Consider the following 13,323-nt stretch of genomic DNA (forward strand, 5'->3'; position numbering starts at 1 on the left):
AGACGGACCGACCATCGCGGATCAATCCCGACACTTATGAATTATTCGTGCTCTAGCCACTGCAAGAGAGTTTCCAAACTCCATGTGTTGATCACCTGCTGCGGCTCCAGGCCAGCCCGACGGCCTTGCTGGACTCCATAACGCATCACATCCAGCCCTTCGATCGAATGCGCATCTGTATTGATCGCAATGGGAATTCCATGCTTGACCGCAGCTAGCAAATTCTCTTCCGACAAGTCGAGACGCCGGGGACTGGCATTCAGTTCAAGAGCTTTGCCCTGCTCGGCCGCAGCTTCAAACACCGCCTGCAAGTCTACATCATAGGCAGGTCGCGCCCCTAGCAATCGTCCCGTGGGATGCGCAATGATATCGACGTGCGGATTGCGAAGCGCTCCCAAAATACGATCGGTAATCTGTACGCGCGACTGCTTTTGGCCATAGTGCACACTGGCAATGACCCAATCGGCCTCCGCCAGCACTTCGTTGGGCAAGTCCATGGGGCCCGACTCCAGGATATCGCATTCGATTCCCTTCAGAACGCGGAACCCGTCACTCTGCCGTGCATTGAATGCATCGATCTGCTGCCACTGCGCCAACAACCGAGTTTCATCCAGGCCTCGAGCCATGCTCACACGCTTTGAATGATCGGTAATCGCGATGTACAACAAGCCACGGCTGCGAGCGGCGGCAACCATTTCCTCGAGCGTGTTGCCACCGTCGGTAGCGGTGGTGTGCATGTGCAGATCCGAGACGATATCACCGAGTTCAACCAAACGATGCGGTGCGGCCCCCTGCTCTGCCCATTCAATCTCATGCCGCCCTTCACGCAATTCTGGAGCGATCCATTGCAAGCCGAGCGCCGCATACAACTCCTCTTCAGTCCGACCAGCAATATACTCTTCAGGTGCATCTAGTCGCGCCACGCCATACTCATTGACCGTCAAACCCAACTTTCGAGCGCGTCCCCGGATGGCTACATTGTGCTCTTTGGAGCCGGTGAAATATTGAAGTGCAGCCCCGAAGCTCTCAGCCGGGACGACTCGCAGATCTACTTGGAATTGATCGTCAACGCGGATCGACATTTTGGTATCGCCACGGAGCGTCGTACTGACGCGACCTGGAAATGATTCCAACCGATCCATGACTTCGTTCGCATTTTGACTGACCACTAGAACATCGATATCACCCACCGTTTCGCGACCGCGTCGGAAGCTGCCCGCAAATTCAAGTTGCTCGATCGACGTACAAGCCTGCAAATGCGATCGCAGTCGAAATACAAGGCTCTCCCCCTGGTCAATTCGCAGCCGTTGCGAGGCTGCTTCGGCAATCTCTAGTCCGGCCAAAATTTGCTGCTCGGTTTTAGCCGCAAATCCTTTCAACTTTTGGACACGCCCCTCTTGGCAGGCTTGTCGCAACTCCTCCAACGATTCGATCCCCAATTCTTGGACTAAGAGCGCCGCCTTCTTGGCGCCCAATCCTGGGATGCGTGTCATCTTGAGCAGCACTGGAGGAGTTTTTGCGCGCAGCTCGTCAAGCTGCGGCAAGCAATTCTGCGCTACCATCACAGCGCACTTCTCTGCCAACGTAGCACCAATTCCAGCAAACGAGGTCAGTTCACGACTGGGATCCGCCAAGATGTCCGCCACCGGTTCTGTCAATTCCAAAATGGCTTTGGCACCGCCACGATAGGCGCGAATACGAAATGCATTCTCTCCTCGCAATTCTAAAAGATCTGCCAACTCTTCAAAGGCATGGGCGATATCGGCATTATTCATAAGGCACTGCTGATCCTCTAACAAACTTCGGATGCAAGTTTTACACAGCAACGAGTGCTGGATCTCAATTGGGATTCTAGATAACGAACGAGGCCTGAGGTACCATCCCGCTCACCGCAGGACTGCAAGCAAGAGAGGCTAGTGCCTTGTCCCTGGGAAATTAACCCTGAAAATTCTTCCCCTGAAAATTCGATGCTGAACCAGCTCGCTCGCGAACTTAGGCATGCAACTCGACAACATCCCCGTCCTGGGGTTGATAGTCAGGTTTGACGGTAGTGCCGCCGTGCACGGCAGAACCCCAGACACGAGCAAATTTCAAATTCCGGGCCATCTCATGGTGCACATTTGCGGCAACATCGAGCAGCGTGCCTCCCTTGCGAATCGCAAAGGGCTTCGTCAAATCGGGTTGCTTCTGCAACGGATGCTTGGTGTACACACGCACTACCTCCAACCGCTCAAAAGTCGCCCGTCGAACCTGCTCCAGTCCAATCCCTTGCATACCGCTGACCTCCAAGCAATCGAAGGGGATGTCCCAGAATTCGTTGAGTAGATCCAATCGCTCTGCAGCGTCCGGAACCTCGATCTTGTTCAGCAGCACGAGCGTCTGCGTGTAGCTCACACCTATGTCATTTTCGTCCAGGTACGTCTCTCGCCCCAAGCGGGTTTTGCCGCCAGAAAATCGCTCCCAGATAGCTTGGGAATCTTCGATCAGATGATCGCTCGCCAAATCGATGACAAGGAATACGAGATCGGCTCCGCGGACCAACCCCACCACCGAAGCTTCCATAAAGTCCGCAGTGATCGGAGGCAAATCGATCAACTGAAACGGACAATCCTCAAACAACATCATGCCCGGCAAGGGCGATAGCGTGGTGAACGGATAGTTAGCAATTTCGGGCGTGGCCCGCGTGAGTGCTGCCAGCAACTGACTCTTGCCACTATTGGGCGCACCAACTAACAAGACGCGGCCGGCCCCTTGCTTGGGAATTTTCGGAGGCTTACCTGCCGCTGGAGCGGTGGCCTCCCGCTGCACATCCAGTTTCGCTCTGGCAATCTTGGTTTTCAAGTCTGCCTGAAGCCGATCCGTCCCCTTATGCTTCGGGAGTTCGCGCAACATCCACTGCAGACAATCCAGCTCCTCTTGCGAACTCTCGGCCTGCCGGTAGGCGGCTTCCGCGCGATGGTACTGTGCGGTCAGGTTGGCAGGCATGGTTCATCCATCTCTCGCCTACTCGGCTACTTGCAACACAATGCGCAACGCATTGCGACGCTGGGGGAAACTCAACTGTGTTGCGTAAAACTCGCGATCCGCTTCAACGTAATCCTCATCATCGAGAACCGCTATCATCTCGCTCCAGCGATCGATCACATCCCGTCCATTGGAGACTTGTCCATGGCTGGCACCAGGCAATCGCTTGGTGGAAAACAGTATTTGGCCATTGTCGTCCAGCAAATACAAATGATCCTTAGTCCCGATCAGATCCAATTCGGGCCGCACCAGTATCCCAATCTCCGCTTCGCTAATCACCATTCCAAACGGTTCTTCGGTCTCGGTATCAAAGACGGGTACTCCGACCACAATCCGGCTTTGGCCAGCCGTCGCGAAATCCATATCGATGCAGTACTCGCCGGGGAATTGAGCCATCACCGTTTTGTGAAACGTATTGGCAGCTCCACGACGCAGACGACTGTGGGGAACCGAGCGCACATTGGAAACATCATGCAAGCTACGTTCGACACGCACGATCTCGTGAATGCGACCGTCTTTGAACTGAGCGAAGCTGAGCGCCGACACATTCCCCTTTGCTCTTGCCAAGCCAAGTAGGATTTTGGTCATCCGGTCGCGCCACGTTCCGTACTCTTCGTCCTGGTGGTCCAAGCGTTCGATCAACCCTTGGACTGGAGGCAGTTCGACCATGAACTGCGTAGACGCCGCCAGTTGCCTGACCTGCACGCACAATCGCGATTTGAGATCTCGGCCGTTCATCCGCATGGCGTCGTAGCGAGCTTGACGCTCATGCTTTCCGGCGATCCACGCTTCGACATCCGCAGCAAGGTCCATGGCCGATGCGTGGCGGGCATAGCGTTGCTTGGCCATCGCCTTCATGCAAATCGACTCCAAGTCTCGAGCCACATGCGCATTGACATCGCGCGGTCGCGGCGATTCGGACTGCACAATGGATTGCAAGAACTCAGAGACTCTCAAGTTTCCACCTTGCGAGCGATTGCTCTGCTCATGCGGAGCGTAGCCGGTCAGGATGGCGAACAGGATGGCTCCGAGACCGTAGACGTCGGTTCGTTCATCCAGGCTGTCCATTTCACCGGCTGCCTGTTCGGGGGCCATGTAGAGTGGCGTACCAACAATATCGCCAGCAATGGTTTGAGCCAGACCACTCTCCGCGGCGGTGCCCGACAGTGCAAAGCGGCTGGCCAATTCACCGTCGGTGTCCAATTTTGCCAGCCCCCAGTCGAGCACCAGGACTTGTCCGAAATTGTCGAGTGCCACATTCTCTGGCTTGAGGTCGCGATGGACGACACCTCGCGAGTGAGCGTAGGCGATGGCTTGGCACACGTCCAGGAAAATATTCAACAGACGATGCAGGTGGATAGGATCGTCGCTGACCGACCGCCGCTTGGCATGGTACTCGTGAATTGCATCGAGCAGCGTTTGCTTGCCGAGAAATCGCATGGCGTAGAAAGGCAAGCCAGTCTCTGGATTGACGCCACTCATGTATAGCGGAACAACGTTGGGATGCTCCAAGTGCCCGGTGATTTCCGCTTCCCGCTGGAATCGCTTCCACTGAGTGGGGGATTCGGCAGCGGCAGCATTCATCTCTTTCAGAGCCACGTTGCGCCGCAGCTTCTCATCCCGGGCCAGCCAAACAGTCCCCAAGCCTCCTTCGCCTATTTTTCGCAACAGCGTAAAGCGACTTACCGCTTGCCGCGAATCCGCGGGCCGCTCCGCTTCGGGCTGCTGGAAGTAGACCGTTCTCGATTCAGCCACCTGCGATTCCAATGCCCCCTCTCGCCGCTCGGCTGAGCCCTCGTCTGCCGCTGCACGAATCGATGACCGTCCCACCGCCGACTGCACCGATTTTCGCAGTCGCTCCTTTGCAATTTCGCTCAACCGTTCCGTGTGCTCCTGCATCGCTTCCTCGTCACTCGCGACTAGCGCCACCGAACGATGAATGATAGCCGACAAATTGGCAAACGAGCGGGCTGTCGCCGTACTCTTGGCAAGTTGCGAATCGAGCAGCGTACGCTCGGAAGCTTCCAGCCGACCCGAAAGAGATTTCGAGATCATTTCGGTTAACACTAGATCATTCATTGCCCGGCCCCCCCTTCGTCATCGAAAAACCCCTTCGAACCGACACACTTCGCTAGCCCAAGCCTAGCGCGATGCAAGCGGACCCATAAGTTAGACGAAGTTATTTCAAGTTCCTTACAGATTTCTGGAACTTCCATCCCCTCCATGACGCTCAAGACAAAAACATCGGCGTGCTTGGCTGGCAGACTTTTCAAACAATCTTGCACCAGTCCCCACAACTCTTTCAACTCAAACTCTTTGTCCGGAGCTATGGTCGGCAGAGAGCCAGCTTTCCATTGCCCATTTTCGTCAAACAATAGTGCGGTAGGATCGAAATCGTCGTTGGCAGTCTGAAACTGACGCTTCGAACGATCGCGCAAGTGGTCAATGATCTTTCGTTTCAAAATGCCCAGCAACCAGCCAATTTGGGTACCGTTGCCGACAAATTGCTGATGATTCGCGATTCCCGCCAACAGGGTCTCTTGCACGACCTCTTCAGCATCCCCCGCGTTGCGCAGGCGAGAGACGGCATAGCGAAACAGATAGTCTCCGTAGGCATCGACCCACTGCTCAGGCTCCAGAACGGCGGTTTGACGGGACGGTTGCGAGGTAGAATGTGACATTGACAAGGGAGAATTCATTCCGATCGTGGAAAATCCGATCTAAAAGCTGATAGGTACCCGGTTCACCCTACGTATCCGTACCGAGTAAAGTATACCCTGCACCAGCTAAAGTAGCCTCCCCTCCCTCCCCCAACTGCCCCCTTAGATCGAAAGTTGATTGGTTCCATGCCAAAGCTGCTTCAAGCGATCGGTCCAGCCATCATTGTGGCCGCCGTCGTACTGGGCCCTGGCTCGATCTTGACGAGCTCCAAAGTGGGCGCCACCATTGGACTTGGCGGAATCGCAGCCCTACTCGTGGCCGCCATTCTGATGATTGCCATGGTCGCCCTCTCCGCTCGCCTCGGAGTCCTCTACCCAAACAGCCTCTGCGATGAACTCGCCAAGCGATTGGGACGCCCGGTCGCCATCCTCATTGGCCTCACCCTGTTCACGCTAGTCGCCCTCTTCCAGTCCTCCAACAACATCGCCCTGATTGGCGGTCTGGAGCCCATCCTGGGAGATGTCCCCCTCAGTGTCACCACAAAACTAATCGTGCTGGCTGCGTTCAATGGCCTGATCATTGCCAGCCTCTACCTTCTGAGGAACTTGTATGCCTCCGTCGAGAGACTAATGAAGCTCTTGATGGGATTGATGGCCATTGCATTTTTGATCAATTTTGCCGTCGTCTTCGCTAGCCCCCGCGGTTTCGAGCCGGTGCCCAACACCAGTGCCATCGACTGGCTACCACTGCTGGGAATGATTGGTACCACCTTCTCCGTCGCGGGCGCCTTTTACCAAGCCTACCTGGTGAAGGAAAAGGGATGGACCGTGAAAGACATTCCACGCGGCCTGACCGACTCGATCGTCAGCATTTCCATGCTGAGCTTGGTAACCATGGTCATCCTGCTCACCTCCTGGAGAGTCTTCTACGGACGCCCGGAACCGGTAGAGCTCGCGTCGGTGGCAGATGTCGCTCGGCAATTGGAGCCCCTGTTTGGCCCTTCTGCCAAAGTCATCTTCTGCGGCGGAATTCTGGCCGGCGCCCTGAGCTCCTTCCTGGTCAACGCCATGATCGGCGGAACCGTGCTGAGCGACAGTCTCGGGGCCGGCGCCAAACTGCAAGACCGCTGGCCCGTCCATCTCACCACGCTCGCGCTGCTGATTGGCATGGGTGTGGCCACGGCTGCGTTTGCGAGCGAGGGAAGCACCGTTCATCTAATTACGATCGCTCAAGCCCTGACTGTCCTCGGTGTGCCGGCGTTGGCACTAGCACTGGTCTATCTGGGAACCCGCCCCGAGCTGAACGGTGCGCATCGAGTACCAAGACTGCTGATCGGCCTAGCTATCGTGGGATTCTGCGTCTCCTGCATCCTAGCCGGATTGACGGCTCGCACCGTTTGGAAAAAACTTAGCCCCCCTGCCCCTCCAGTAACTCACTCAACTTCCAACTCGGAAGTGATTACGATGGAGATGCAACCGCCAGCTTGGTTGTTCTCGGCAGCCCCTGGCTGCAAGGGTGCCAGCTGGATTTCGCTGTAACGCAGGCGATATCCCCCGAGAGGCGGAGGGCTGCTCGCGGCTTACCCTGAGGAAACCTGCCCCCGAGAAAATGCACTTGGGGCAAGTCCAGCGGCAGCAGCCGACGGCCCCCTTGCCTTGCGCAATCGTCAAGCCATCACTACTCATCCACCCCCGCAACCTCCCCTTGAGCTCTCATGTCCAAGCATTCTTTTCCCAGCCTCCACCTCGCGACCCTTCTCGTCCTTTCTTCCGTGGGATCCACGGCTTGGTGCGCGGAAGTCGACCCGACTCGCTTTGAGAAGACCATCGTTTCGGCGGACCTGGTCCAGCCCATGGAATTCGATATCGCGCCTGACGGTCACCTCTTCCTGATCGAACTGGGCGGTAACCTGAAGCGCATCGACCCCAACATTGGGGTGGCCGAAGTCGTCGGAAAATTAACCGTCACCACCGAGCAGGAAAACGGTCTCATCGGCCTGGCCCTTGACCCCAACTTCGCTGAAAACGGTTGGATCTATTTGCAATACTCTCCACCCGACTTCCCGGGACAGCACATCAGTCGTTTTAATTTCCGTGACGGACAACTCGACTTGGCAAGTGAGAAACGCTTGTTTCGCTACCAGGAACAACGTCGCGAGTGTTGCCACCACGCCGGTTCCCTCGAATTTGGCCCCGATGGCAATCTGTACATTGGCACCGGCGACAACACGAATCCGTTCAATGACTCGGCAGGATTTGCTCCACTCGATCAACGACCGGACCGCGAACCCTGGGACGCGCAGCGCTCCGCTGGCAATACGAAGAGCTACAACGGCAAAATCTTGCGGATCCGTCCCGAAGCGGATGGAAGCTACTCGATCCCAGACGGCAACCTGTTCCCCAAGGATGGACAGATCGGTTATCCCGAAATCTATGTGATGGGCTGCCGGAATCCGTGGCGGATCAACCTCGATCAACGTACTGGATATCTGTACTGGGGAGACGTGGGCCCTGACGCAGGCCAAGACAATGAGCGTGGTCCGCGTGGATACGATGAAGTCAATCAAGCTCGCAGCGCGGGCAATTTTGGCTGGCCCTACTTCATCGGTAACAATTTTGCCTACCCACTGGTCGACTTCGCCTCAGGAAAAATCTCTCCCCCTCAAGATCCTGCCAGCCCTGAAAACCATTCGGTCAACAACACCGGCGCGAACCTCCTCCCACCCGCCCAGCCCGCCATGATCTATTATCCGGCTGCAGCGACCGACCTATTTCCCGAAGTTGGCTCGGGAGGACGAACCGCATGCGCTGGCCCTGTTTACTACTTTGACAACACCCTGGAGTCTCCCCATAAATTCCCCGCCCATTACGACTCGACCCTGTTTGCTTTCGAATGGTCTCGCAACTGGATCATGGCGGTCCACCTCGACGCCGATTCCAAGATCCAGCGACTAGAACGCTTTCTGCCTGAGATGCAATTCACGCGTCCCATCGACATTCAATTCGATGCACGGGGAGCCATGTATGTCATCGAATACGGTGAGACCTGGGGGGTCAATCCAGATGCCCAACTGGTGCGCATCGACTACGTACGCGGTAACCGCCGCCCGACGGCCATCGCCACCGCCGTGGGCAATGTGGGGCGTGAGCCTCTCGAGGTCCAACTTTCCGGCCGCGAATCCTCGGACAAAGATGGCGATCCTCTAACCTATCAATGGACAGCCATCCGTGCCTCTGCTGCCGCCAGCTCCACCGCTACGTCCGACGCCGATCCAGCCGCTACGCCTCCGACCCTGGAGCGCACCCTGCTGAGCACCGAAGCAGAATACACCGCCACGTTCGAAGAGCCAGGCATCTACACTCTGGAGTTGCAGGTCACCGATCCCAGCGGTGCAAATAGCGTAACCAGCCTGCCAGTTCTCGTGGGTAATTCACGCCCCGAGGTTGAGTTTCTCGAACCGCGCGACGGCGCCTTCTTTACCCCTGGGCAAGCGGTACGCTACCGCATGCTCGTGCGAGACCTCGAGGATGGAACCAGTGATTTCGATCAAGCGGACGAGGATGAAAACTGGGAATTCATCGATTCGTCGGCCCCCAGTCGCCTGACCGTTGAAGCGGTGCCCGTCGACCACTCAGCGGAGGCTAGCAACGATCCACCTGGACTAGCCCTGATCCGTCAGACCGATTGCTTAAATTGCCATGCTTACAATCGCCCGCTCGTCGGACCTTCCTTCGTGCAAATCGCCACCAAATATCAAGATCAACCCCATCAAATGGAAGTCTCGGTGAAACGGGTCATCGAGGGTTCAACGGGCGTCTGGGGCAAGGTCGCGATGCTTCCACATAGTCAGCACACGCCAGAACAAGTGCAACAAATGGTCGAGTACGTCTTCTCCGCCACAGCCGACAATTCCAACCCCAGTGCACAGGGTTTTACCAACGAACTGCCGATTGCCGAAGAGGTGCAAGCGGTGCGTTTCGAAGCCAACTTTACCGACCTAGGACGCGGCGATGTTCCCAAACTGTCCGGCTTCCAGTCGGTGACGCTCCGCAGTCGCCAACAACAAGCGGAGTGGGCGGACGAATACCAACGCATGCAACCCTTGAACTCGGACAAGGCACAAGGCAAGGTGTTCATGGGCGGCATCGAACACGGCGGCTACCTTCGCTTTAAGAATCTAGATCTATCGCAGATAAGTGCACTGAAGGTGCGATTGGCTAGTGCAGGAGCCGGCGGAATGCTTGAAGTCCACCAGTCCTCCCTCGATGGCCCGCTTCTCGGTAGCATCGCAATTGAAGTCAATGGAGAATGGGAAGCGTTCTACGAGAAAACGATCGCGTTGGAAAAGGCCGACGAACTCGCCGACTTGTTTCTCGTTTTCAAGAACGAGAAAAATCGTGGCGGATTGGCCAACATTGATGCGGTAGAGTTTTTGAAATGACAGGGAATGCGATGGCTCGCTGTCGCTGTAGAGTGATGCTACGCAGCGGCGTGGTCGCTCTACCGACTGACTGCTTTTCACCACCGAAAGTCACCATGCCAGCCAGCCTGGTGCATCGTCAACTCTAAGAATTAGGGTTTAGCGAGCGCTCGGCAGCCCGGCAGAAAAGCTGCGACAAGCCGCTGCGCTCCCAAGGTCAATATCCCGGCGGTGGAGATGGGGGTTGGGAGCCTGCGGAGGGAACATAAACGCTCGGCGCGGACAATTGCTGGACGCCATAATCAGGTTGTCCATAGCCCTGCTGACCATAACCTTGTTGCCCTTGATAGGCCGGCTGACCGGGGTAGACCGGAGGGGGATACCCAGTCATGGGGGGAAACTGCTGGCAGCCAAGTGTTCCGGCAAGCAGGCAAACCGCGGCGACGCATTGACCTGTAAAAGAGAGGGCTTTGGCCATGTGTCTGCTTCCTACAACAATGAGTTTTTATAGTACGAGGCGCACTGCACGTGCCACCCTAACGGTTCTTTTACAGATCTACCGCGGGGAATAACAGTGCAATTTTTGCTGAATTTCTCAAGATTCAGCCTCCAAGTGACGAGGCCACTCTGCATCGTCTTCCCACATTCTCGAGCGAAGTTAATAATCAGGGGCTGCTGCGGTTCGTTTTACGTCCCTATCTATTGTGAGCTTGCATGAGACATCGAATCGGCGCTGTATCCTACCTCAACACCAAGCCCTTGATTCACGGGCTGCGGGACCGGCTGCCCAATATCGATCTCGATTTCGACCTACCCAGCCGACTGGCTGACCGTCTCAACCACGGTGAACTCGACGTGGCGCTCATCCCCTCGGTAGAGTTCTTGCGGGGTGCAGGGCTGCAAATCCTGTCGGACGCATGCATTGCCTGTCGAGGGCCGGTACGGAGCGTCCGCCTCCTCTTTCGCCGCCCGCCAAGTCAAACCCAAACGCTCGCGCTCGACGTGGGCTCGCGGACCAGCGCCGTCCTGGCCCAAGTCTTACTCCAACAGCAACATGGCGTCCGGCCTAGCTTAGTCCCCTTTGACATCGACGCCCGCTTGGATCAGATTGATGCCGACGCCGTGTTAATAATCGGCGATCGCGCCATGGATGTTCCCGCCGGTCAATATGTCGAAAACTGGGATCTGGGAGAACAATGGTGCAACCTGACCGGCCTCCCCTTCGTGTTCGCGATGTGGGTCACCAACCAGCGGAGCATCGAACCCGGCCTGAGCGTCGCCTTGCAAGAGGCTCGCGATCAAGGCTTGGCCGCTGCCGAACAACTCGCCGCACAATACGCTGCAACCTATGGCATCTCCACCGCAGATTGCGTGACCTACTTCCGGCAACAATTACATTTCCATTTGGGAGAACGTGAACTCGCGGGGCTCGACCTATTTCGACGCCAAGCCGCTGAGCTACGCCTCCTGCCCGCCACCAGTACTCAACTTTCACTAGAACTCCTATGATCCAACCGATCCTTGAAAAAGCAGTCCAGGGCCAGCGTCTCACTACCGCCGAAGGTCTGCAATTGCTGCAGAGCCACGACTTGACCGCCATCGGCGCGGCTGCGGACCGCGTAACCCAACGATTGCACCCTGAGCCCGTACGCACCTACAACATTGATCGCAATATCAACTACACGAATGTCTGCACTGCAGTCTGCGATTTCTGTGCATTCTATCGATCTCCCAAGAGCGACGAAGGCTATGTGCTATCGCGCGAAGAGTTGCTGAAGAAAGTCGAAGAGACGGTTGCCTTGGGAGGCAATCAAATCTTGATGCAGGGCGGATTGCATCCGAAGTATAAATTGGAATGGTATGAGGAACTTCTGTCGGACATCACGACCTCTTTTCCAACCGTCAATGTTCACGGTTTTAGCCCACCAGAAATCCATCACTTCACGAAACTCAATAACCTACCGCTCAAAGAAGTACTGTCGAGACTCAAAGCTGCCGGACTGGGAAGTCTCCCGGGCGGTGGTGCAGAGATTTTGGTCGACCGAGTGCGTAGTGAAATCACGCGTGGCAAAGTCATGACCGACGACTGGCTGAATGTAATGCGAGTCTGGCACGAACTGGGTGGCATCAGTTCAGCAACCATGATGTTTGGCCACGTTGAAACGCTCGAAGAGCGGATCGAACATCTTGATCGCATCCGGCAGCTTCAGGACGAAACCGGAGGCTTCACCGCATTTATCTGCTGGACGTTCCAGCCCGATCACACCGACATGGCGGATATCCCTGCCACCGGTGCCTACGAGTACTTGCATACTCAAGCCGTGGCCCGACTCTTCCTCGACAATGTGCCTAACATCCAAAGTAGCTGGGTCACTCAGGGACTGAAGATCGGACAATTGGCCATGTTGTACGGCGCCAATGACATGGGCAGCCTGATGATCGAAGAGAATGTAGTGGCCGAAGCGGGGACCGTACACTTCCTAACATTGGATCAAATCCGGGACGCCATTTCTGAACTCGGCTGCGAACCGCGCCAACGCGACGTTTTCTACAATTTAGTCGCCCCCGAATTGGAACAGTTTGCCATCACTGCCAACCGCAAGCAGAGTGCCAATCCGGCATTGCCGGTGGTAAGTGTCTAAAGCCCAGTACTGCAAGGTTACGTCTTCCCCTTCGCCAGCGCTTAGCCTCTCTCGACGGTGGACTCAGTGCCATTGAGAGGTGCGTCGCTTGCGATCAAGAGAAGCTAGCTGTGCCAACGAGAACTGTGGCATCCCAGCGAGCTGCCTCCGCGCACCAAGCTCCCATCGCAGGCCATCGCGTCTCAACTTTTTGAAATCGCAACTCGCCACATGAGCAAGACAAAGTGGTGGCTGCAGCTGGCTATTTGAGGATCAATCCTTACGGTAAAACTGAAAACGTACTGAAATCAACGAGCCGGTAGGCAAGGTCCCAGAGCCTGGCACTTGCTCAGTCACCGATTTACCACCACTTCGGCCAAGAAAGAACAATCCACTACACCACTTTCATTCTAAGGCAGCACGCATACGGTGCATTCAACCTTAGCGGGCGGCAGTGGACGGCTCAGCGAAGCCGGCGATGGAGCTTCGTTTCCAACTAGGGCGCGTCGACCGGCAAGGTGGTTCCCCCTGAAAACCGACAAGGCCCCCACCTGCGCAAGAATGACGAAAGGGCGGAAATGACGTAGAATTGAAGAG

9 protein-coding genes are annotated in these 13,323 nt (G+C 56.2%); 4 read left to right on the forward strand and 5 right to left on the reverse strand.

Features of this window, described 5'->3' with window-relative positions; all coding sequences use genetic code 11:
* Positions 1-41: 41 nt before the first annotated feature.
* The 4 genes from polX to Q31a_RS28900 all read right to left on the reverse strand — a co-directional run bounded on the left by polX (position 42) and on the right by Q31a_RS28900 (position 5,705).
* Positions 42-1,775 (reverse strand): DNA polymerase/3'-5' exonuclease PolX, encoded by a 1,734-nt coding sequence (polX, locus tag Q31a_RS28885; protein WP_145086130.1) that lies wholly within the window; start codon positions 1,773-1,775, stop codon positions 42-44.
* A gap of 217 nt (positions 1,776-1,992) precedes the next feature.
* Complete coding sequence (locus Q31a_RS28890) at positions 1,993-2,985, reverse strand: GTPase (protein WP_145086133.1); 993 nt, start codon at positions 2,983-2,985, stop codon at positions 1,993-1,995.
* 18 nt (positions 2,986-3,003) lie between these two features.
* Positions 3,004-5,103 (reverse strand): serine/threonine-protein kinase, encoded by a 2,100-nt coding sequence (locus Q31a_RS28895; protein ID WP_145086136.1) that lies wholly within the window; start codon positions 5,101-5,103, stop codon positions 3,004-3,006.
* Positions 5,100-5,705, reverse strand: coding sequence for a sigma-70 family RNA polymerase sigma factor (locus tag Q31a_RS28900; protein WP_197355888.1), 606 nt, complete (start codon positions 5,703-5,705; stop codon positions 5,100-5,102). Before Q31a_RS28900 ends, Q31a_RS28895 begins: the two co-directional genes overlap by 4 nt.
* A 165-nt stretch (positions 5,706-5,870) precedes the next feature.
* On the opposite strand from Q31a_RS28900, the gene Q31a_RS28905 reads away from it, so the two are divergent.
* Together Q31a_RS28905 and Q31a_RS28910 are read left to right on the forward strand one after the other, a co-directional pair.
* Positions 5,871-7,223: an NRAMP family divalent metal transporter gene (locus Q31a_RS28905; RefSeq protein ID WP_145086143.1), complete on the forward strand. Its 1,353-nt coding sequence runs from the start codon at positions 5,871-5,873 to the stop codon at positions 7,221-7,223.
* 176 nt (positions 7,224-7,399) lie between these two features.
* Positions 7,400-10,126, forward strand: coding sequence for a PQQ-dependent sugar dehydrogenase (locus Q31a_RS28910; protein WP_145086146.1), 2,727 nt, complete (start codon positions 7,400-7,402; stop codon positions 10,124-10,126).
* Between the two features lie 196 nt (positions 10,127-10,322).
* Here the strand turns inward: Q31a_RS28910 and Q31a_RS28915 are convergent, their stop codons facing one another.
* Entirely contained in the window at positions 10,323-10,583 is a 261-nt protein-coding gene (locus Q31a_RS28915) for a hypothetical protein (protein ID WP_145086149.1), read from the reverse strand.
* Positions 10,584-10,819: 236 nt separating this feature from the next.
* Here Q31a_RS28915 and Q31a_RS28920 point away from each other — a divergent pair, with 236 nt between their 5' ends.
* Positions 10,820-11,614, forward strand: a complete 795-nt coding sequence (locus Q31a_RS28920; protein WP_145086153.1) for a menaquinone biosynthetic enzyme MqnA/MqnD family protein — start codon at positions 10,820-10,822, stop codon at positions 11,612-11,614.
* On the forward strand, positions 11,611-12,747 hold the full coding sequence (mqnC, locus tag Q31a_RS28925; protein ID WP_145086158.1) for a cyclic dehypoxanthinyl futalosine synthase: 1,137 nt from the start codon (positions 11,611-11,613) through the stop codon (positions 12,745-12,747). The genes Q31a_RS28920 and mqnC overlap by 4 nt, the downstream gene beginning before the upstream one ends.
* Positions 12,748-13,323 lie beyond the last annotated feature (576 nt).

It is taken from the genome of Aureliella helgolandensis, assembly GCF_007752135.1.
GTDB lineage: Bacteria > Planctomycetota > Planctomycetia > Pirellulales > Pirellulaceae > Aureliella > Aureliella helgolandensis.